The 21,504-nt window shown below is 72.7% G+C and carries 14 protein-coding genes, 1 tRNA gene and 1 riboswitch; of the genes, 8 read left to right on the forward strand and 7 right to left on the reverse strand.

Going from position 1 to position 21,504, the window contains the following annotated elements; translation table 11 throughout:
* The first annotated feature begins 247 nt into the window (after positions 1–247).
* The 4 genes from QCN29_RS27015 to QCN29_RS27030 all read left to right on the forward strand — a co-directional run bounded on the left by QCN29_RS27015 (position 248) and on the right by QCN29_RS27030 (position 3,422).
* A tRNA-Met gene (locus tag QCN29_RS27015) sits at positions 248–321 on the forward strand.
* 218 nt (positions 322–539) lie between these two features.
* On the forward strand, positions 540–1,673 hold the full coding sequence (locus tag QCN29_RS27020) for a PP2C family protein-serine/threonine phosphatase (RefSeq protein ID WP_279931433.1): 1,134 nt from the start codon (positions 540–542) through the stop codon (positions 1,671–1,673).
* 236 nt (positions 1,674–1,909) lie between these two features.
* Positions 1,910–2,054: riboswitch (cyclic di-AMP (ydaO/yuaA leader) on the forward strand.
* Positions 2,055–2,065: 11 nt separating this feature from the next.
* On the forward strand, positions 2,066–3,148 hold the full coding sequence (locus tag QCN29_RS27025; RefSeq protein ID WP_279931420.1) for a M23 family metallopeptidase: 1,083 nt from the start codon (positions 2,066–2,068) through the stop codon (positions 3,146–3,148).
* A gap of 112 nt (positions 3,149–3,260) precedes the next feature.
* Positions 3,261–3,422 (forward strand): hypothetical protein, encoded by a 162-nt coding sequence (locus QCN29_RS27030; RefSeq protein WP_279931422.1) that lies wholly within the window; start codon positions 3,261–3,263, stop codon positions 3,420–3,422.
* Here QCN29_RS27030 and QCN29_RS27035 read toward each other — a convergent pair.
* From QCN29_RS27035 to QCN29_RS27050, 4 genes are all read right to left on the reverse strand, one after another.
* On the reverse strand, positions 3,401–4,696 hold the full coding sequence (locus QCN29_RS27035; protein ID WP_279931434.1) for a PrsW family intramembrane metalloprotease: 1,296 nt from the start codon (positions 4,694–4,696) through the stop codon (positions 3,401–3,403). The genes QCN29_RS27030 and QCN29_RS27035 overlap by 22 nt on opposite strands.
* Positions 4,697–4,803: 107 nt before the next feature.
* Positions 4,804–5,598, reverse strand: coding sequence for a tRNA (guanosine(46)-N7)-methyltransferase TrmB (gene trmB, locus QCN29_RS27040; RefSeq protein ID WP_398860045.1), 795 nt, complete (start codon positions 5,596–5,598; stop codon positions 4,804–4,806).
* 148 nt (positions 5,599–5,746) lie between these two features.
* Positions 5,747–6,955 (reverse strand): L-2-hydroxyglutarate oxidase, encoded by a 1,209-nt coding sequence (gene lhgO / locus QCN29_RS27045; protein ID WP_279931424.1) that lies wholly within the window; start codon positions 6,953–6,955, stop codon positions 5,747–5,749.
* A gap of 106 nt (positions 6,956–7,061) precedes the next feature.
* Positions 7,062–8,480 (reverse strand): MFS transporter, encoded by a 1,419-nt coding sequence (locus QCN29_RS27050; protein WP_279931425.1) that lies wholly within the window; start codon positions 8,478–8,480, stop codon positions 7,062–7,064.
* A 998-nt stretch (positions 8,481–9,478) separates the two neighbouring features.
* On the opposite strand from QCN29_RS27050, the gene QCN29_RS27055 reads away from it, so the two are divergent.
* Complete coding sequence (locus QCN29_RS27055; protein ID WP_279931426.1) at positions 9,479–11,719, forward strand: asparagine synthase-related protein; 2,241 nt, start codon at positions 9,479–9,481, stop codon at positions 11,717–11,719.
* A 34-nt stretch (positions 11,720–11,753) separates the two neighbouring features.
* On the opposite strand, the gene QCN29_RS27060 is transcribed toward QCN29_RS27055, so the two are convergent.
* Positions 11,754–14,015 carry a sigma-70 family RNA polymerase sigma factor gene (locus QCN29_RS27060; protein WP_279931427.1) on the reverse strand — a complete coding sequence of 754 codons (2,262 nt, stop codon included), beginning with the start codon at positions 14,013–14,015 and terminating at the stop codon, positions 11,754–11,756.
* Positions 14,016–14,386: 371 nt separating this feature from the next.
* On the reverse strand, positions 14,387–15,190 hold the full coding sequence (locus QCN29_RS27065; RefSeq protein ID WP_398860047.1) for a TetR/AcrR family transcriptional regulator: 804 nt from the start codon (positions 15,188–15,190) through the stop codon (positions 14,387–14,389).
* Between the two features lie 327 nt (positions 15,191–15,517).
* Here QCN29_RS27065 and QCN29_RS27070 point away from each other — a divergent pair, with 327 nt between their 5' ends.
* Both QCN29_RS27070 and QCN29_RS27075 read left to right on the forward strand, forming a co-directional pair.
* Positions 15,518–16,987, forward strand: a complete 1,470-nt coding sequence (locus QCN29_RS27070) for an NAD(P)/FAD-dependent oxidoreductase (RefSeq protein ID WP_279931429.1) — start codon at positions 15,518–15,520, stop codon at positions 16,985–16,987.
* Positions 16,988–17,093: 106 nt separating this feature from the next.
* Positions 17,094–18,833 (forward strand): ATP-binding SpoIIE family protein phosphatase, encoded by a 1,740-nt coding sequence (locus QCN29_RS27075; protein WP_279931430.1) that lies wholly within the window; start codon positions 17,094–17,096, stop codon positions 18,831–18,833.
* Between the two features lie 109 nt (positions 18,834–18,942).
* Here the strand turns inward: QCN29_RS27075 and QCN29_RS27080 are convergent, their stop codons facing one another.
* Positions 18,943–20,235, reverse strand: a complete 1,293-nt coding sequence (locus QCN29_RS27080) for an MFS transporter (protein WP_450170106.1) — start codon at positions 20,233–20,235, stop codon at positions 18,943–18,945.
* A gap of 164 nt (positions 20,236–20,399) precedes the next feature.
* Here QCN29_RS27080 and QCN29_RS27085 point away from each other — a divergent pair, with 164 nt between their 5' ends.
* Positions 20,400–20,972, forward strand: a complete 573-nt coding sequence (locus QCN29_RS27085; protein ID WP_279931431.1) for a MarR family winged helix-turn-helix transcriptional regulator — start codon at positions 20,400–20,402, stop codon at positions 20,970–20,972.
* Positions 20,973–21,504 lie beyond the last annotated feature (532 nt).

Consider the following 21,504-nt stretch of genomic DNA (forward strand, 5'->3'; position numbering starts at 1 on the left):
TTCTCGGACAACCGCAGAAAAGCGTATGGACGTTCATAGGATCTTCTGCGGCGGTTTTCGGCGGTGCTGAGCTGATCGGCGGGCATCCGGCGGCCCGCGGTTCGCGTGGTTCGCGTGGTTCGCGCGGGGGCGTCCGCGGGCGCGCTCACTCGGGCGTGTGAAAGGGCCCCGGGCGAGTCGTCGGACCCGGCGGCCGGAAACCGTGTCGTCGGCAGCCCTTCGGATGGCGTAAGGTGGTGTGCACCGACGCGGGGTGGAGCAGCTCGGTAGCTCGCTGGGCTCATAACCCAGAGGTCGCAGGTTCAAATCCTGTCCCCGCTACTCGCAGCACGGCGGCCCGGCACTTCTCATAGAAGTGCCGGGCCGCCGTCGTCGTACCTCCGGTGGCTTCGCGGGTGAGCGGCAGGGCATCGTCCGGTCGGCCGACGGCCGGGTCGCCGTGCGGCGCGGCTCCGGCCAGCCTGGAAGGGGCGCGGTACGGTCCGCGGCCTGACGGACTGGGCAGGAGAGCACCGGTGGGGCAGCGACGGCACGACGGCATGAGCTCGGCGCAGCTCCTCGTCCGCCTGCTGCCCGGTCTGATGATCCTCGGCGCGATCTTCTTCGACCTCGCGACGCCGGCCAAGTTCACCGCCGTCCCCATGTTCGCCGCCTCCCCGCTGATCGCCGCGCCCTTCTTCTCCTGGCGCGCCACCGCGATCACCGGCCTCGCCGCGGTGGTCGGCGCCATGGGGATGCACGCCTACAACGAGACCGCCGCCCAGATCACGGCACTGACCGAGACCACCACGCTGGTGACGGTGGCGGCTCTCGCGCTGCTCATCAACGACGTCGTACGGCGCAGCAACCAGCGGCTCGCCTCCGCGCGGGTGATCGCGGAGACCGCACAGCGCGCCGTGCTGCCCTCACCTGCGGACCGGATCGGCGGGCTGCAGGTCGCCGCGCGGTACGAGGCGGCCCAGGAGGACGCGTTCATCGGCGGCGACCTCTTCGCCGTACAGGACACGCCGTACGGGGTGCGGCTGGTGGTCGGGGACGTACGGGGCAAGGGGCTGGGCGCGGTGGAGGCCGTGGCCGTGGTCATCGGGGCGTTCCGGGAGGCCGCGGAGCAGGAGCGGTCGTTGGAGGGCGTCGCGGGGCGGCTGGAGCGGGCGCTGGCGCGCGAGGGGACGCGGCGCAGCGGGCTGGATGCGGTCGAGGGGTTCACCACGGCGGTGCTCGCGGAGATCTCCCGGCCGGTGGACGCCCTGCGGGTGGTGAACCGGGGGCACCCCGCGCCGCTGCTGCTGTACGCCGACGGGCGCGTGGACATGCTGGAGCCGTCCGAGGCGGCGCTGCCTCTGGGCATGGGGGACCTGGGGAGCTGGCCGGACCGTGCGGAGGAGCGGCCACTGCCCCCTGGGGCGACGCTGCTGCTCTACACCGACGGGCTGTCCGAGGCGCGCGACTCGCACGGCGTCTTCTACGACCCGGGGGAGCGGCTCAGCGGCCGGATCTTCCCCGGTCCCGAGGAACTGCTGGACGCGCTGGTCGCGGATGTGCGGAGGCACACGGGCGGCGGCACCACGGACGACATGGCGCTGCTGGCCGTGATGCGCCCGACGGAGCGGCAGCCGCGAAAGCGCAGGACCGTGCCGGTCGTCCGGGCCGGGACGGATGACGACCGTCCGTAATCGAGAGGGAGCCCTCCGCATAACATTTGACACACAGTCAGATACTGGACCAGTCCAAGAGGGAGCTCGGAAGAGTCTGAGAGCCACTCAACTCGCCCGCTTCCATGGCCTTGTGTCCGGTTATGTCCCGCGCAAAGAACTTAAAGATCAGACGGAACAGCTTGGATTCCCGTGCGGGTGTCTATTAACGTTCGATAACGCAACGCGGTCGTCCCAGCCGTCGCCAGAGGCGGCGCCGTGCGTGTGCGCCGAATTCCGAAAGGGAGCCGGGGAACCACTATTTGGGGTGAATCGGACGCCTTCGCAGCCTGCGGAGGGCCGTAGGAGACCTTCCTGCTCCGAACCCGTCAGCTAACCCGGTAGGCGAGAAGGAAGGAAAGGAGTACGCCTCCGTGGCGTCCAACACACCTGCCCCTGAAGCACCCTTCGAATCCGCCTACTTCGGTGAGCGGGCTGCAGAGCGGTCTTGGGGGGAGTGGAACCCCACCGAGGACTCCGTCCGTCCGGTGCGCGGCCGGCACCGCGTCGTCAAGCAGCGCGGGGGACTCGCCCGCAGCTCCACCGTGCTCGGCGTGGGCGTCATCGCCGCGGTCGGCGCGGGCGGCCTGGCCACCGCCCAGGACAAGCCCGCCGTCTCGATCTCCCTTCCGGACCTCCCCGACGCCGAGTCCCTCCCGGGCGTCGGCGCCCTGATCGGCGACGCCGAGGACTCCGGCGACGCCGACGGCTCGGGCGACTCCGGGGGCAGCGAGGTGTCCGCCGAATCCGGCACGGCCGGCCAGGACGGTGCGGGCAGCGGGCCCTTCGCCATGCTCGGCTCCGACGCCGCCGAGTCGAGTGCGGGCGGCGCGGGCGAGGCCCTGCGCGCCCGCATCCTCCAGCAGGCCGAGCAGCAGCAGGCCGCGGCCGAAGCGGAAGCCAAGGCAGCAGCCGAGCAGGCCGCCGCAGAGAAGGCCGCGGCGGAGGCGGCGAAGCAGCAGGAGGCGGCCGAAGCCAAGGCCGCCGAGGAGAAGCGGAAGGCGGAGGAGGCCGCCAGGGCCAAGGCGGAGGCGGAGCGCCTCGCCAAGCTCGCCGCGAGCTACTCCCTGCCCACCTCCTCGTACACCATCACCTCCACCTACGGCCAGGCCGGGTCCATGTGGTCCTCCGGCCAGCACACCGGCCTCGACTTCGCCGCGCCGACGGGCACCCCCGTCAAGGCCGTCCACGGCGGCACGGTCAAGTCCGCCGGCTGGTCGGGCTCGTACGGCTACCGCATCGTGCTGGAGCTTGAGGACGGCACCGAGGTCTGGTACGCGCACCTCTCCTCCATGACCGCGAGCGCCGGGCAGAAGGTGACGACCGGCGAGACCATCGGGCGGGTGGGCGCGACCGGCAATGTGACCGGCCCCCACCTCCACCTCGAGGTGCACACGCCGAGCGGGGCCGGCGTCGACCCGATGGCGTGGCTGCGCGACAAGGGCCTGACGGTCTGACGCTCCGACCGCTCCGACGAACTGCAACGGCCCCGGACGACTCCGGACGGCCCCGGACGCCCACCGTCCGGGCGGAGCGCCGCGCCGCACAGGCACGCCGCGCCCGCGTACGGTGGCAGAGCGTCCGCACCCCGAACCCCGGCAGCTCTGGCGCACACCCCCCGACGCCAGGGCTGCCGGTCCTGCGGTGGAGCAGCTGCCCGATCTGCTCGCCGCCGCCGAACTGCCGGCGCCGGGGCCGCCCGCCATGGCTCAGGAGCGGTACGGGTTGTAGCCGCCGTAGTCCCGGTGCGGCGGCGGGGACCACACCCGGCCCGACGCCCGTGCCGCGTACGTCAGTGCGGGTCCGGCCACCTCCCTTCGCTGCCACAGATGGTGCAGCAGCTCCCGCTCCCGCTCCGCGAAGTCCTCTCCGGCAGTGCCCCGGTGGGCCCGGTGGCGCAGAAACGCCAGTGTGGTCGCCAGCGACTCGTACTCCGACACCGCGTCCGCCGCGGGCCTGCCGAACGTATGCCGGGCGAAGTCGCGTGCCATCGCCCTCGCCCGCATCGACGACAGGGCGGGCGGCTCGTCCGGGGACAGCCACCCAGCCGCCGCATACGCGGGCAGATGCCTGGATATCGTGCGCAGCTCACGCTGCCGCGACCAGATCGTCAGCCAGGTCAGCAACCCGAAGGCGGGAACCATGAACGCGCCGTAGACGGCGTAGAAACCCCAGGGGCCGAGGAGCGTGGCCGAGCCGTTCCACAGCGCGTGCACGCCCATCGCGAGCAGGAGGCCAAGGACCGGCAGCGCCGTCCTGCGGAACCGGCGCTGCCGGGCCGCGAGCGCGGCGATCCCGAAACCGAGGCCGGTGAGCACCGTGAAGAGCGGATGGGCGAACGGCGACATCACGATCCGCACGAAGAAGGTCGCGGCGGTCACCGACTCCAGACCCGAGGTGCCGAGCGTCTGGTCCTCGCCGAAGGCGCTGCCCAGGTACAGGATGTTCTCGGTGAAGGCGAAGCCGGTGGCGGTGAAGCCCGCGACGACGACGCCGTCCACGATCCCCGTGAAGTCCCGTCTCCGAAAGAGGAAGATCAGCAGGATCGCGGCGGCCTTGGCACTCTCCTCGACCACCGGGGCTATGACCGTCGCGCCGAGTGTGTCCGCACTCGCCGGGTCCGCGGTGGCCGTGGCTATCCAGCGCGTCGCGAACGTATTGGCGATGATCGCGACAAGGGCGGCGGCGCAGGCGCCCCAGGCGAAGGAGAACAGAAGGTTCCGCCAGGGGCCCGGCTGCACCCTGTCCAGCCAGCGGAACGCGGCCATCAGGAGGGGGACCGGAAGGGTGGCCAGGCCCAGGCCGACCAGAAAGCCACGGGTGCCGGTCTGCTCGCGCACCAGCGCGAGGATCATCAGCCCGCACAGGGCCAGCAGGGTGATGACCGCACCGGCCCGGACGGCCTTGCTGCGCCACAGGTGTGAGACCCGGCGAGGCTTGTAGCGCCACCGGGAGCGCTCGGGCACGGCGGCGAGCAGCTCTGCCAGCTGCTGCGGGGAGCGCAGCGGAGGCGGCGGCTGCGGCGGCGACTGCTGAGGCTGCGGCGGGGACTCGGACACCACACGACCCTAACGAGGGGTACTGACAGTGTGCGACCGTGTTGTAGCTGCGATCAGGAGGGTGATACCCGGCGGAACAGCAGGTCGTGCACCACATGGCCCTTCTCGAGTCCCTGGCCCTCGAATCGGGTCAGCGGCCGGAAAGCGGGGCGGGGGGCGTACCCGCCGTCCGGCTGGGTGTTCTGGAAGTCCGGGTGCGCGGTGAGCACCTCGAGCATCCGCTCTGCGTACGGCTCCCAGTCCGTGGCGCAGTGCAGCACGGCGTCGGGCTTCATCCGCTCGGCGGCCTGCGTGAGGAACTCGGGCTGGATCAGCCGTCGCTTGTGGTGCCGCTTCTTGGGCCAGGGATCGGGGAAGTAGACGCGCACGCCGTCGAGCGAGCCGGGCCGCAGCATCTCGCGGAGCAGGATGATCGCATCGCCGTTGGCCACCCGGACGTTGGACAGGCCGTTGCGCTCGGCCAGGGCGAGCAGGTTGCCCTGACCGGGGGTGTGCACATCGACCGCGAGGATGCCGGTGTGCGGGTCCTCCGCGGCCATCTGAGCGGTGGCCTCGCCCATGCCGAAACCGATCTCGAGGACGACGGGCAGCCCGTCGAACATCTCGTCCAGGTCGAGGACGCGCCGGCCGTCGATGTCCAGACCCCAGACGGGCCACAGCCGCTGCAGCGCGTCGGCCTGCCCCGCGGTGACCCGGCTCCGCCGCGGCTGGAAGCTCCGGATCCGCCGTTCGTGGTGCGATCCTGCGGGATCGGCGGCGGGACCGCCGGGGAAGCGCGGTTCCCCCTTGGCCCGGTGACTCACAGGGGTGGCGCCGGACGGTGCGCGGTCGGGGCGGTCACCGGGCACGGCGTTTCGAAGCTGCTCAGACACAATGCCCCGATTCTACGGCCCGGCGCATCGGGCCTGCGGCGGCAGTTCAGCCTCGCCGGCCTCTGAGGCGCGGGGGTCCGGGGCGGAGCCCCGGGGGACGGGGTCTGGGGCGGAGCCCCGGCCCCTATCCCTCCGCCAGGGCCGCAAGCGCGCGGGTGGCGATTTCGCGGCCGATGGGGAGGGAGGCGGTCGCCGCGGGGGAGGGGGCGTTCAGCACATGGACCGTGCGGGGGGACTCATGGATGAGGAAGTCGTCCACGAGCGTGCCGTCGCGCAGTACGGCCTGTGCGCGCACACCCGCCGCGGCGGGCCGCAGATCGGCTTCGGTGATCTCCGGAAGGAGCCTCCGCACCGCTGCGAGGAAGGCCGGCTTCGACAGAGAGCGGTGCAGTTCGCCCGCCCCGTACCGCCAGTGGCGCTGGGCGATGCGCCAGGAGCCGGGCCAGGCCAGGGTGGCGGCCAGCTCGGCCGGGCGGACCGTGGACCAGCGGTAGCCCTCGCGGGCCAGGGCCGGGACCGCGTTCGGCCCGACGTGGACCTCCCCGTCGACGCCTCGGGTCAGATGGACGCCGAGGAAGGGGAAGGCCGGGTCGGGGACCGGATACACCAGGCCGCGCACCAGCGCGGGCCTGGTCAGCTCGTAGTACTCGCCCCGGAAGGGGACGATCCGCATGCCGGGGTCGTCGCCCGCCAGCCGGGCCACCCGGTCGCAGTGCAGCCCCGCGCAGTTCACGAGGACGCGGGCCCGTATCACCGTGCCCGCGGTCGTGCGCACCGCCACGCCCCAGGCGCGCCGGTCGACGGCGGCGACCTCTTCCCCGTACCGGATGTCCGTGCCGGAGGCCTCCGCGGAGGCGGCCAGCTGGGCGGCCACCGCGCGGAAGTCGCACACCCCCGTGGTGCCGACGTGGATCGCGGCGAGGCCCCGCACCTGCGGCTCGTGCTCCGTGATCTGCGCGGCGCCGAGCTCCCGCACCGGAATGCCGTTCTCCCGGCCGCGCTGCACCAGGGCGTGCAGCCGGGGCAGCTCCTCGCGATCCGTGGCGACGATCAGCTTCCCGGTGACCGCGCAGTCGATGCCGTACTCCGCGCAGAACTTCACCATCTCGGCCGCGCCGCGCACCGCGAACCGCGCCTTCAGCGAGCCGGGCCGGTAGTAGACGCCGCTGTGGATCACGCCGCTGTTCCGTCCGGTCTGGTGGCGGGCCGGTCCGGGCTCCTTCTCCAGGACCGTCACCTTCGTGCCGGGCGCAGCCCGGGTGAGCGCATACGCGGTCGACAGGCCGACGATCCCGCCGCCGACCACCAGCACCTCACAGTCGTACGCCCTCAACGCGACACCTCCCACCCCGATAGTGCACTGGCCCACTGACAATGCCGTTAAACCAGCTCAGACAGTGGTGTGCGCCTCCCCGCAACCGCGGGCGGCTGCGCGCAGGCTACGCCGGGGCCATCAGGAGCGGCCGGGCCCGCTCCCTGAGCTCCACCACTCTCGGCTCGTCCCCGTACGGCTCCAGTCGGTGCAGCAGATCCCGCACATACTCCGTCGTACGGGCCGAGGAGATGCGCCCGGCGACCTCCACCGCGCGCGTGCCCGCCGCGCAGGCCGCGTCCAGGTTCCCCGACTCCAGCTCGGCGACCGCCGAGACCACCAGCCGCAGCCCGTGGGAGCGGACGAACTCCTCCGTGGGCCGCGACAGCGCCTGCTCGGTGAAGCGGCGCACTTGCCGGGGGGCCTTCAGATCGCGGTAGCACTCGGCGGCGTCGGCGGCGAAGCGGTCGTACGAGTAGAAGCCGAGCCACGTCGGGTCGGGGTCTCCCTCGCGGGAGCGCTCCAGCCAGCCCTCGGCGGCACGCAGGGCGGAGCCGGCCGCCGAGGCGTCGTTGGCCTTGGCGTGTGCGCGCGCCTCGACCAGCCGGAAGAAGCTCATCGTGCGGGCGGTGGCGAGGCCGCGGTTGCGCTCCAGCGCCGCCTGGGCGAGGTCGACGCCCTCGTCGGCGAAGCCGCGGTAGATGGCCTGGAGGGACATCGAGGCCAGCACATAGCCGCCCAGGGGCACGTCCGCGGCCGCGCGGGCGAGCCGCAGTGCCTGGATGTAGTAGCGCTGCGCCGCCTCCTGCTGCCCGGTGTCGAAGGCCATCCAGCCGGCCAGCCGGGTCAGTTCCGCGGTCGCGCCGAAGAGTCCGCGGCCCACCTCGTCCGAGTAGGAGCCGAGGAGCAGCGGGGCCGCGTCCACCCTCAGGCATTCCGGGACCATCGACGAACGCCAGTCCCCGCCTCCGTATTTGGAGTCCCAGCGGCGGGCGTCCTCGGCCGCTTCGCGCAGTTTCGCCACGTCGCTGTGGCCCACGCGAGCGGGAGCCTCGTCGGCGCCGTCCGCCGAACGCTCGACCGAGGAGTCGGCGGGCGTTATCAGCCAGCGGGACGCGGGGGTCGCGTAGGCGCTCACCGCGAACGATCCGGCCAGCGACTGCCAGATCCCGCCGCTGCCGGTGCGCCGGCCCGCGAGGTCGAGTCGGTACAGCTCGGTGGCCGTCTTCACCGCCTCGCCGACGTCGCGCGGGAAGGCGAGACCGACCTCCGGGGCCGGATCGGCGTCGGCGAGGCCGATCTCGTGCAGCGGCACGGGACGGCCGAGCTTCGCCCCGATCGCCGCGGCGATGAGATGGGGCGCGGCGCCTTGCGGCACCATGCCCTTCGACACCCACCGTGCCACCGAGGTCTTGTCGTAGCGAAGGGTCAGACCGCGCTGCGCCCCGAGGTCGTTGACCCGCCGGGCGAGGCCGGCGTTGCTGATTCCCGCGAGGGCGAGAACGGTGCCGAGCTTCTCGTTCGGCCCGCGTTGCTCCCTGGACATGCGCCACCCCTCGACACACAGACGGCCGCCGCGTCGCTGCCCGGGCGCGCGGCTTTCGTGCTGAGTCCTCCTGGTCCACACCCCCGGGATCACGGCTGCAAAGGCTTGTGGCCGAGCCCCCGGGAATATGCGCCCCCGCGGAGAACATCAGTAAACCCAGCGTAGTTCGCCGCATCCCGACCGTTAAGGGGCGGTGTTCCGTATGGCGAGATTGTTGTGCGTAGCGCGCGACGGGTTTCTGGCGACGGGCAGTTGGCCGGTCGGCGGCCGGTCCGCCGAGGGTGGCCGGCCGGCGGGGCGGGCGGGCGGGCGGGCGCGGGGAGGTGCGAAGGGGCGGGGTCCGGCCCTGCGGCGCGGCCGGAACGCGAGGCGGCGGGCCCGCCCCGTCCGCCCCGTCCGTCCCTTCGCGCCCCGTGGGGCCGTGCTCCGGGCGTGTGGCCGTGCGCCTGTGCGTGCGCTCTGGCCCGACTGGTGGGGGACCGCTTCCATGAGTGCTGCGTGGGTCGGCCCGCCGTGGACTTCACCGGTGGGCTGGGGGATGCCGCCGCCTCAATCCCCGCGGGCGGCGGACCGGTCCGGGGGGCGTGCCGCGTCTCCCGGATCGTGCGTCGAGTCCGCCCCGGGTCGTCTCGGGGCCGCCCGCGGGGTCGCCGCGCGGGGATCGGCGACTCCTCCCGGCGGCCTGCACAGCCATCCGTACGGACGTGTGTGCGGCCCGCGTTCCCGTCGCAGATTGGCCGAATGTCGACGTTCCTGCATGGGCCAACTTCCCACTCCTGAGGGCTTGTTCGCGTCCATTGAGGTGAAGTGCGGGCGCACTTCCAGGGGCGTGAAGGGGGCGCGCAAGGGTGCGTCGGGGCGGTAAGTGGCCCATGCCAGGGGCGCGTTCACATTTTGCGTGCGCTACCCGCAGCCCCGCGTGCGCGCCTCCTTCGTGGCAGCATGTCCCCCAGATGTGAAGCGGCGGATGTGGTTGTCCACAACCTGTGGAGGCGGCGATGCGGTGGCTGGTGGGTTGGAGCAGTATCGCCGCGCACTTCGGCACGGCCGGGGCCGTCGAGGACCCCGCCGACCCCGCCGACGCGTCCGACGAAGCCCGCACCGTCCACCCCGTCGGCTCCCAGCTGCTGTGGGGAGACCCGGATCCGCTGTGGGCCGTGGGCGACTGGCGACCCGACGAGATCCGCGTCGTCACCGCCGACGCTCCCCCTAGGCCCACCGGGGCCGCCCCCATCGCCAGGCTCGCCGTCCTGGGCTGCTGCGGGGCCGGCGACGAACAGCTCAGACTCGGCCTCTTCGCAGCGCGCGGGGGCGCACTGCGACATCTCACGGCCTGGCCCGGCAGCTACACGGCCGTCGTTCAGGTCGGCCGCCGCATCACCGTGATCGGCGATCTCGCAGGCGCCAGACCCGTCTTCTACACCCCGTGGGCGGGTGGCACCGCCTACGCCACCGCCGCCCTGCCGCTAGCCGACCTGATCGAGGCCCAACTCGACATCGGGCACCTCGCGGCGCTGCTCGCCTGCCCGGAGAGTCCTGAGGCGCTCGGCGACTCCACCCCGTACGAAGGGGTCAAGCGCATCCCGCCCGGCCATGCGCTGATCCTCCGCGAGGGCTCGCGGGAGATCACCGGATACGAGCCGGTCGCCTCGCTCGCCGTCGCCGGACCTCAGATCGACCCGGACCGCGCCGTCGACGGCGTACGGGACGCCCTGATCGAGGCCGTACGGGCCCGCCTCACCGCCCCCCGGCACGCGCCCGAGACCCTGCCGCCCGATCCGGGCCCCGTGCCGGGCATGGGCCCGGCCGACCGGCGCGCCGCCCGCGGACGCCCCGGGCCCGCGCCCGGCATCGGCGCGGACCTGTCGGGAGGCAGCGCGTCCGGCACGCTCGCGCTGCTCGCCGCCGGGCTGCCCGGCGTCCCCGGGACCGTGCTGGGACACGGCACGGGAGCGGGCGAGCGGCTCCTCGCCGTCACCTTCAACGATCTGGCCACCGGCGGCCGCGAGGCCCGCGAAGCGGAACTGGAACGCGCCCGCGCCATCGCCTCCAACCCCCGGCTGCACCATGTCGTGGTCGCCGCAGGCGAGGAGAACCTCCCTTTCGCGGGACTCGACAGCGGGCCGCTGACCGATGAGCCAGCGCCCTCGCTCGTCACCGCGGAACGCCACCGCTCCCGGCTCGCCGCGGGCAGCGCCGACCACTTCACCGGGGCCGGAGCACGACAGGTGCTGGACGCCCATCCGGCCCGGCTCGCCGATCTGCTGATGGACCGGCGCCGCCGCCATCTGCTGCGGCCCGTCACTGCCCTCGCGCGCGCCGAAGGGTCGTCGCCGCAGTCGCTGTTCATTCCGCTGACCGTCTACCGCGCCGCCCGGCGACTGGCCCGCACCTCCTACCGCACCGGCATGGAGAAGGCCGCCGGGCGGCTGCTGGAGGCCAACCGCGTGCCGGGCCGCGGCGCGGGCAGCGGCGGCCCGGGCGGTCGGGGTACGGGGCGCCGGCAGGGCGCCGCACGGGACGGCTTCGCCGACCTCATGGACGCCGACGGGCCGCTCAGCGCCTCGCTCGCAGCCCTCGCCTGGTCCCGGCCGGGGCCGGCCGCACGCTGGCTGACCGGTGAGGCGCTGGCGGAAGTATCGGTTCGCCTCAACGCGGCGGCGACCCGGCCCGTCTCCGTGCAGCGCCCCGGCGAGGCACGAGCGCGCGCCGCCCTCGCCCGCCACGCCGTCGACCAGCGGATTCTGGAGCAGGCCGCGGAGATCCGCAGCCAGCGGCTGCACGCCCCGTTCCTCGACAACGCCGTCGTACGCGCCTGCCGCGGACTACCCGAGTCGCTGCGGGTCCAGCCGGGCGCGCGTGCCGCGATCCTGCGCGACGTGCTCGCGGGTGCCGGCATCCACGACCTGCCGCCGGGCTGGGGCGCGACCACCCACGCCTACGCCGCCGCGGCGGCGCGCGCGGGGCTGCGCGCCGCGCTGCCGCATCTGATGGCGCTCTTCGACGCCCCGCTGCTGGCGGACGCCGGACTGGTGGAGGCCCGGGTCGTCCGCAAAGCCCTGCGGGCGGCCGCCGACGGGGAACCCGTCCCCCTGGACGGGCTGGCCGAACTCGTCTCGACCGAACTCTGGCTCAGACGGCTGCTATCCCGCCGCGGCACCTGCTGGACGGGCGCGGCCGCCCCGCGCCAGCGGGCCGTCGCAGCCGGCGTCCCGCCGCGCCGCACCCTCCAGGCCTGACCGCCCGTCGCCGGAAGCGGCCGCCCGGAGCGCGTCAGCGGCAGCTGATCCGCGACTCGGCCCAGTCCGCGAGCGCGGCGGCGTCGAACGGCGACTGCGGCTCCACGACCAGCCGCAGCGTCTTGCGGCCGATGAGCGACACATTCACCGGCACCGCCGGATCCCCGCTGCGGATCACCGGCGAACGCCACAGCCGCGCCCCGTCCCCGTAGACGGAGAACCGCACCGCGCCCAGCCCCAGCATCATGTCGTCCACGCCCGCCCTGGCCTGGTAGGCGGAGCAGGACCGGTTGAGGTCGATGGTCACGGAGGACTTGCCGTGCACGGTGACCCCGTGGGCGTAGTGCGTGCCGGCGATCGACATGCCCCAGCGCTGCCAGAGCCAGCTGCTCCCGCCCAGCCGCACTTCCGGGCCCGTGTGGTCGCCGAGGACCGTGTAGCGGAGCTGGTTGACCTGGTAGACCTCCGGGGCCGGAGGCGGAGGTTCCGGTGTCGGCGGGGAAGTGGGGGTCGGAGTGGGCGTCGGGCTCGGCTCGGGGGTGGGGGTCACAGAAGCCGGGGTCGGCGTCGGCGTCGGCGTGGGCGTGGGCGCCTTGGAGGGTGTGGGCGCGGGCGTCGGCGTCGGGGCAGGAGGCGGCGTTGCCGAGGACGACGGCACGGCGGGCGCCGCCGCGCGCGCGGCAGGCGGCTCGGACGGCTCCGGGGACGGCGACGACGGCGCAGGCTCCGGAGGCGGCACCGGCTGCGCCGCGGGCGGCTTGGCCTGTGGCGCAGACTCGGACCGGATTTCCCGGTCACCGGCCATCGCCCAGACGACCGCCGCCGCGGCTGCGGCGGCCAGCGCCGCCGCGACGGTCGCCTTGGCGGCCGCCCCTACGCCCTCGCCCGCTGCACCGCCGGCCGCTGCCGAACCGGTCGATGAACCGCCTGTGCCGCCTGCGCTCGCAGCCGCCGAACCGCTGGCCCCTGCGGTACCGCTTGCGCCGGCCGCTGCCGAACCGGTCGATGAACCGCCTGTGGCACCTCCCGCAGCCGCCGAACCGGCAGCCCCCGATGCTCCGGCGCTCCCGGACGCTCCGCCGCCGGCAGCCGCACCCGCAGCCCCGGCGGCCCCTCCGGCCGCCACGCCCGCGGCCTTGAGCGAATAGCCGGCGGCGAACCAGCCGATGACCGCGACAGGCAGCAGCGCCGGAATGCCCGCGTTGACATGCTCCAGCTCGCCGGCGGCCAGCCGGCACCTGGCGCACTCCTCCAGATGTCTGCGCAGTCCCCGCTCCGCCCGCATCCGCAGCCCCCCGCGGGCATACGCACCCAGCCGGTCCGCATACCGCGCACAATCCCCGCCCGAGGTGAGAGCGGAGCTCACATGGGCCTGCAGATATGCCTGCTTGAGCCCTTCCCGTGCCCGACTGGCCAGCACCGCCGTGGCATTGGCCGTCAGCCCGAAGAGCGGCGCGACCTCGCTCGGTGACTCCTCCTCCACCGTCGTATGCCACAGCACCGCCTGCCAGCGCTCCGGCAGCGAACGGAACGCCTGCAGGGCCAGCGACTGCTCCGCCTCGTGCATCGCGCGGACGTCCGCGCCCAGACCGAGGGCATCGTCATGCGCCCCGTCCGCGCTGCGCGCCGCCTCCACGGCGAACACCGCGAAATCATCGACCAGATGCTCCCGTTTCGCCGTCTTCGTCCAGGCCGCGGCAACCCGTCGCACCGTCGTCAGCAGATACGCCCGCACCGCCTGCTCAGGGCCAGCGCCGCTGCGGACGGCCTGCAGCGTCCTTGCGAAGACCTCCGCCGTCAGATCGTCGGCGGTGTGCGCATCCCGGCAGCAGCTGCGCGCATAGCGGCGCACTGCCTCCGAGTGGCGGCGGAACAGCTCCTCGTACGCGCTGTCCTCGCCGTCCCGCATCCGCTGGACGAGATCGGCGTCCGACGGAGGGGCCTTCACGGGCGGCGGCAGTACGGACTCCTCCCGCCTGCCGCCCTGGCGTTCGGCGTGCCGGCTGCGGGGCTCCTGGCGTTCGGCGTGCCGGCCGCGGGGCCCCCGGCGTCCCGTACGTCCCCACTGCGGCGGCACGGAATGCCCGCCGGAAACCGCCTCCGTGCCGGAAACCGCCTCCCCCTCCGGGCCCCGGACGTCAGACGCATCAGGGTCCGCACCCACGCCGGGCATCCCTGACGCGCCACGGGGCCCTCCCTGGCTCGGCACCTGCCTCGAGGGCAGACCGGCTGCCTCAGCCCCGCCCGCACTGTCGAGAGACTCGTCCCGTCTGTCACCCCGACCGTCACCGCTCATCGCGGAAGCTCCCGTACGCACGCGCGGACTCGAACACCGAGCCAGAGTGCCACAGAGCCGCAATACGCCGGCCCCTCAGGTCCCGCAACCACCCGTCCGGGGAGACTCCCCGAAACCAGGCACGAGCTTTCACCCGTTCGGGGAATGTCGCGACGGCACCACCGAGCAGACCGGTTGACCAGCCGTTGCCCAGTAGTTCGACTACGGCTCGACAGCGTCTCACCCGCAGAGCGAACGCAGAGCGACCATGGGCCCGACCAGCCGACCAGCCGACCAGCCGACCAGCCGACCAGCCGACCAGCCGACCAGCCGACCAGCCGACCAGCCGACCAGCCGACCAGCCGACTGACGCCCGGCCCGCAGCCGGAACGTCACACGGCCCGCGGACGCAGTCCCTCCAGCAGGATGTCCAGCAGCCGCTCCGCAGCCGCCGCCTGCTGCGCCGCATCCGGCAGGGAAGGCGCGGCCGTGGCTATCACCAGCAGCACATCCGCCACCGTGACGTCGGCACGCAGCTCGCCGGCTTCCCGTGCCCGCTCCACGAGCTGCCCCACGACCTCCAGCAACTCGTCAGCACCCGACTCGGCCTGCTCCTCCGCCGGCACCCCGCGCGGCCCGACCACCCGCGCCGCAGCCGGCCCGCCCGCCCGCGCCGCAGCCGGCCCGCCCGCCCGCTGCTGGGGCACCCGGACCTCTTCGCCGCCGTCACCCGGCTGACCTCCGCCGTCCACGCGCACCCGCAACACATGAGGCGGCAGCAGCCGGCCCGCGCCCGACGCCACCGACGTCCGCAGGAAGCACGCGAGCGCCGGCCATGGCTCCTCCTCCTGCCCCAGCGCCGTCCGCGCCTGCTCCGTCAGCCGCGCGGTCTCCTCCTCGGCTATCCGCCGCACCAGCACGTCCTTGCTGGGAAACCGGCGGTACACCGTGCCCACGCCGACCCTGGCGCGCCGCGCCACGTCCTCCATCGGAGCGCCGTAGCCCAGCTCGCCGAACACCTCGCGCGCCGCGCGCAGGACATGCTCCAGATTGCGCTGGGCATCCACCCGCAGCGGAGTCTGACGCCCGGCCCCGACGGACCCCGCGCGTGTGGCGATCGCCGTCGGCGCGCCCTGCGCGGATGCCGACGCGGTCGAGACGTCGGCGGTGTGCCAATGCGAGTCCTGGATGTGCATATGTGTTCCCCCGGTCATGACGTCTCCCCCCGGAGACTTTCCCCACCCTGGTCTGCCGGGCGTGCCGCGTCCGGACACCCCGACGGGATACGAACATAGTTGAGCCCGGGTCAATTCAGAAGGGGGTGGTTCCGCACGGAGCGCCCCCCGATCGGAGCAAGGGCCGGAAGGTTCCCTATGACCCCCCGTCCCCACACCCCCCAGGCCTATCCTGACCTGCACGCCTTTGATCCTCCACGGCCGACGGACCGCCCCGCCCCCGCGCGGGCTCCGGTCACACAATTTGCCGGGGCTGTGGACAAACGGCTGAGCCCGTTGCGTCATGGGATGGTGAAGGCTGCGAATCCCGGCGGGACGACCCCCGGACGACGACGTCCGGACAGGCGCATCCTCGTCGTCGGCGGAGGCTATGTCGGCATGTACACCGCGCTGCGCCTCCAGCGGATGCTGAAGGCCGAGCTCGGCCGCGGCGAGGTGGAGATCCTGGTGGTCACACGCGACCCGTATATGACGTACCAGCCGTTCCTGCCGGAGGCGGCCGCAGGCAACATCTCCCCGCGCCATGTCGTGGTCCCGCTCCGCCGGGAGCTCCACAGGTGCGCCCTGCTCATCGGCGAGGCCACGGCCATCGACCACGCCAAGCGCACGGCCACCGTCAACACCCTCGCCACGGAGGAGGAGGGCGCAGGCCCCAAGGAGATCGCCTACGACGAACTCGTCCTCGCGCCCGGCTCCATCTCGCGCACCCTGCCCATCCCCGGCCTCGCCGACCACGGCATCGGCTTCAAGGCCGTCGAGGAGGCCATCGGCCTGCGCAACCATGTCATCGAGCAGATGGACATCGCCTCCTCCACCCGCGACCCGGCCATCCGCGACGCCGCGCTGACCTTCGTCTTCGTCGGCGGCGGCTTCGCGGGCGTCGAGGCACTCGGCGAGCTCGAGGACATGGCCCGCTATGCCGCGCGCTACTACCACAACATCAAGCCCGCCGACCTGAAGTGGATCCTCGTCGAGGCCACCGACCGCATCCTCCCCGAGGTGGGGGAGCAGATGGGCAAGTACGCGGTACGCGAGCTGCGCGCCCGCAACGTCGACGTCCGGCTCGAAACGCGTCTGGAGTCCTGCGAGGACCGGGTGGCCGTGCTGAGCGACGGCTCACGCTTTCCCACCCGCACCGTCGTGTGGACGGCGGGCGTGAAGCCGGCGCCGCTCCTGACCGCCACCGACCTGCCCCTCAACGGACGGGGACGCCTGCGCTGCACCGCCCGGCTCACCGTGGAAGGCGTCGAACACGCCTGGTCGGCCGGCGACGCCGCCGCCGTTCCCGACATCACGGCCGACGAGCCCGGCACGGAGTGCGCGCCGAACGCCCAGCACGCCCTGCGCCAGACCAAGGTCCTCGCCGAGAACATCGCAGCCTCGCTCAGCGGCCGCCCCCTCAGGGAGTACTCCCACAAGTACGCGGGCTCCGTCGCCTCCCTCGGCCTCCACAAGGGCGTCGCCCATGTCTACGGCCGCAAGCTCAAGGGCTACCCCGCGTGGCTGATGCACCGCATGTACCACCTCAACCGCATGCCCACCTTCAACCGCAAGGCCCGGGTACTCGCCGAATGGACCCTCGCCGGCCTGTTCAAACGTGAGATCGTCTCCCTCGGCTCGCTGGAACATCCCCGAGCGGAGTTTGAACTCGCGGCCGGCGGCAGACGTACATCCCAAGGGCCTGACGGGCCCACCGGATCCGGCGACTCCGAGGACGGGCGCGGCAGCCCCAAAGACCGACCGAAGGACGGTCCGTAGCGGCAGGACTGTCAGTCCGGTCGGTCACACTGGACGTGTGACCATAGGTGGGCTCACACCTGCGCAGAGTGACCCTTGGCGACAACCCATTGAGGCTAGAAAGTCAGTGAACTTCACGCGTTGGAGCGCAAGGCTCCCGGGTACGCAGCGTCGCGCCGCAGCGCGGAGGACCGACCATGGGCGCTCCCCGGCCCGGCGGGGGGAAGGCTCGGTGCCCGCGGCCCGCGGCGAGTACACCCGGCAGCCGGAGGCCCCGCCCGACGCGCCCGCCCTCGACGACTTCTCCGTAAGCGAGATGCTCGGGAGACTCCCCGCGCTGGTCGCCCTCGTGTACGGCCCGGAACACCGCGTCGCGTATGTCAACGACGCCTACGCCGCGGTGTTCGGCCCCCGCCAGGCCGGCACGGCAGCCGCCGAGAGCTGCCCCGAGCTGGCCGAACTCGGCCTGCTCCCGCTGATGGACCAGGTGCTGCGCAGCGGTCGGCCCCGGACCGTCAAGTCCCGCAAGGTCCGGGGACACGGCTCGTACACCATCACCTGCCTGCCCGCCGAGCACAGCGGCGACGCCGCCGCGCCGCACACCGGACCGGTCGTCGACGGCACTGACTCCCCCCTCGGCACAACGGGCGGCGAGCGCGCCGACGGCGCCGGGAACGTCGCGGGCGTCCTCGTCTTCGCGGCCGACGTCACCGACCAGGCCGAGGCGGCAGAGCGACTCCGCGCCAGCGAGCGCCGACACCGCGAGACCGCCGTCACCCTCCAGAGGTCGCTGCTGCCCCAGGAGTTGGAGCAGCCCGACGACCTGCGGATCGCCGCCACCTACCAGCCGGGCGGCACGGACGCCGCGGTGGGCGGCGACTGGTACGACGTGATCACCCTCGGCGCGGGCCGCACGGCCCTCGTCATCGGCGATGTCATGGGCCGCGGGGTGCGCGCCGCCGCCGTCATGGGCCAGCTCCGCACCGCCGTACGGGCCTATGCCCGCCTGGACCTGCCGCCGCACGAGGTGCTCCAGCTGCTCGACGGGCTCGCCTCCGAGATCGACCCCAGCCAGATCGCCACCTGTGTCTACGCCGTCCACGACCCGAACGAGGGACGCCTGGTCTACGCCTCCGCCGGCCATCTCCCCGTCCTCGTCAGGGACGAGGACGGCACGGTCCTCCGGGCGGAGGAGCCCACCGGCCCGCCACTCGGCACCGGAGGCTGGCTGCACACCTCGGGCTCCATCGCCCTGCCTCCCGGCGCCAGCGCCGTCCTCTACACGGACGGGCTGGTCGAGCGCCGCGGCGAGGACATCGACAAGGGCGTGGCCGCGCTGGAGTGCGCGCTCGCCGGTGCGACGGGCGGGCCTCAGGTGGTCTGCGACCGGCTGATCCGCGCCCTCGGGGTGACCGCCGACCACGACGACGACGTGGCGGTGCTCGTCGTCCAGCACCCCACCCGCACAGGCGGGGACGCGGAGCTGTTCCACAACGCCGCCCTGGACCTCCTCGGCGGGGTGGAGGCCGCCCCGCGCGCCCGGGCCTTCGCCTCAGGGGTGCTGGCGTCCTGGCGCTTCTCCCCGGAACTGCACGATCTGGGCGTGCTGGCGGCGAGCGAACTGGTCGCCAACTCCCTGAAGCACGGCACGCCGCCCATGCGGCTGCGGCTCCGCCGCACCGACCGCCGGCTGACCATCGAAGTGACGGACGGAGACGACCATCTGCCGCGCCGCCGCCGCGCCGAGACGGAGGACGAGGCGGGCCGCGGAATCTCGATCATCGCGACGATCGCCTCGTCCTGGGGGAGCCGCCGCACCCCGGGCGGCGGCAAGGCGGTCTGGTGCGAGTTCGCCCTGCCGCGCTGAAGGGGCTCCGCCCGGCCAGTGCGCGCCGCCGACCCAGCGCCGGCAGCCGGTCGGCCGGCGGGCGGTCGGCCAGGGGCCGTCAGTGGGCAGCCCGCCGGCGTGTGGCCGTTCAGCGTGCGGCGCCCACGGCCCTCTCCGGCGCGGGTCTGTGCACCGCCACCACGCGCGACGCCGCGGCAAGCGACGGCTGGTCCTGTACGGGGGTGAGCCGCCGCCCCAGCCGCAGCGCCAGCACGCTGATGCCGAGGGAGAAGAGGATGAAGGTCACGATGTACGGGCCGGGCAGCATGGCCCCCATCGGACCGCCCACCGCCGGGCCGACCGCCAGCGCCAGCTGCTTGACCAGTGCGAACGCGGAGTTGTACTGCCCCACCATCGACTCGGGCGCCAGATCCGCGACGAGCGGTGCGACGGTCGGCGACAGCATCGCTTCACCGAGCCCGAACAGTGCGTACGTGGAGATGAAGGCGGCCGTCGCCATGGCCTGGCTGCCGTGCCCGAGACCCGCGTACCCTGCCGCGATCCACGCTGCCGCCCACAGCAGCCCCACCCCGGCGATCACCCGGCTCCGCCTGTGGCGCTCGACGAACTTCAGGACCAGGAACTGCGCGACCACGATCGCCCCGGTGTTGGCGGCCATCGCCACGCCGAGGGTGGAGGCGTCGATCCCGGCGGCTTCCGTGCCGTATGCCGTGAGACCGGACTCGAACTGCCCATAGCAGGCGAAGAACAACACGAATCCCAGCACACACAGCTGCACCATGGAGCGGTGCCCCAGCACTGTTCGCAGCCCGCTCTTGGCCTGGGCCTCGGCGTTCTCCGGCATCGCGTCGCGCAGTGACGGCGCCTGCGGCAGCCTGATGGTGAGTGCGAGCCCCGCCAGCACCAGGAACATCACGGCCTCGATGGAGAACAGCAGCGTGAAGCTCGCCGGCCGGCTCTCATCGACGATCTTCGAGCCGATCAGCCCGCCGATGCCGAGCCCCAGGTTCTGCAGAAAGAACTGCGTGGCGAACGCCCGGGTGCGGGTGCCGCTGTTTGAGCACCACACGATCATCGTGGCCAGGGCGGGCTGCATCACCGCCGTGCCGCCGCCGAGCAGCGCCGCGGACAACACGACGGCGTGGACGCTGCCGGACACGCCCAGCGCCGCGGCCCCTACGGCGGCCAGCAGGACGGCCCCCAGGAGGACGGGCAGCGGCCCGCGGCGGTCGATGATCCGCCCGGTGAAGGGGAGGGCGACAAGGGCGGCGACGGCGAACACGGCGAGCACCACACCCGCAGCCGTCGCGCCCAGCTGTCTCACCTGCGCCACATAGACATACAGAAAGGGAACGGTGAAGCCGAGTCCGAACGCACTCAGCACGTTGCCTGCCTGGATCCGGCGCATCGCGGCGCCCATCGCCCTGGTCACACTCACCTGCCTCGGGTCTGAAGATCACGGAGATCTGGAGGGATGAAGGTATGAAGCCCTCAGGCCTGAAGACTTCAAAACTAAAGTTCGAAACTAAACAGTACATGTCCAAGGACTTCAATGCCAACGCGCCGCGTGCGATACTGCAGTGCATGCCAACTGCGACCCCTGAGGGCCCCGAGACGTCTTCCGAGCCCCAGGAACCGAGCCTGGACGAACAGATCGCCGCGTATCAGCGAGAGTTCGGCGATCTCGACCCGCAGGTCGAGAAGGTGGTCTCGGCTCTGGGCCGGCTCAATCGACGGATGAACGTGGCGTACGGCCGCCAAGTGGCCGACCTGGGCATCAGCAACGCGGAGTGGGAGGTCCTCAAGACCCTCGTTCTCTCCGGCGCCCCCTACCGCATGGGTCCCGGCGACATCGCCAGACGCCTGGGTCTCACCCCGGCGGCGATGACGCACCGCATCGACCGCATGGCGGGCGAGGGCCTGGTCACGCGCGACCGCGACGAGACGAATCGCGTGCGCGTCATCGTGGAACTCACCGACGAGGGCCGAGCGAAGTGGCTCGAGGCGATGCGTATGGCCACGAGCTTCGAGGAGGATCTGCTCCAGGACCTGTCCGGAGGGGAACGCGCCCTGCTGGGCGAGCTGCTGATCCGTGTGCTGCGCAGGGTTGAGGACGCCCAACCGGACGCGGGCGGCCGGCTGACCGATCTGGACTGAACTCACTCGACTGATCAGCGGCGCTTGACACGCACCTGCGCGGTCCGTAAAGTTCTTCGGGTTGTCACGGAGCCGGAACGGTTCTGCGGCAGCAGTTCACGTCGCCTGGAGCGGCAACCCAACTCACGCACGACCTCCCAACCGGGATGAATTTCGGCATGCCGAAATTCATTTCGAACGCTCGATTATGAGCAGCCCGGGAAATCGGCTACAGTTTGGGCGTCGGAACGGCCCGCAACGGCCGGAAAGGCAACTCCCGCTGACTGGGAATCAGGCCCGAAAGGATCTGGTAGAGTCGGAGCCGCCGGAAAGGGGAAAGCGCGAAAGCGCCGGAACCGGAAGGCGAACCCCTTCCGACGGGGAATCGGACGCGAAAGAGTCTGATAGAGTCGGAAACGCGAAAAGCGAAACACCGAAGGGAAGCGCCCGGAGGAAAGCCTGGACCGGTTGGTCGGGGTGAGTACGAAGGAAGCGTCCGTTCCTTGAGAACTCAACAGCGTGCCAAAAGTCAACGCCAGATATGTTGATACCC

It is taken from the genome of Streptomyces chengmaiensis (genome assembly GCF_029846775.1).
Classification (GTDB): Bacteria; Actinomycetota; Actinomycetes; order Streptomycetales; family Streptomycetaceae; genus Streptomyces; species Streptomyces chengmaiensis.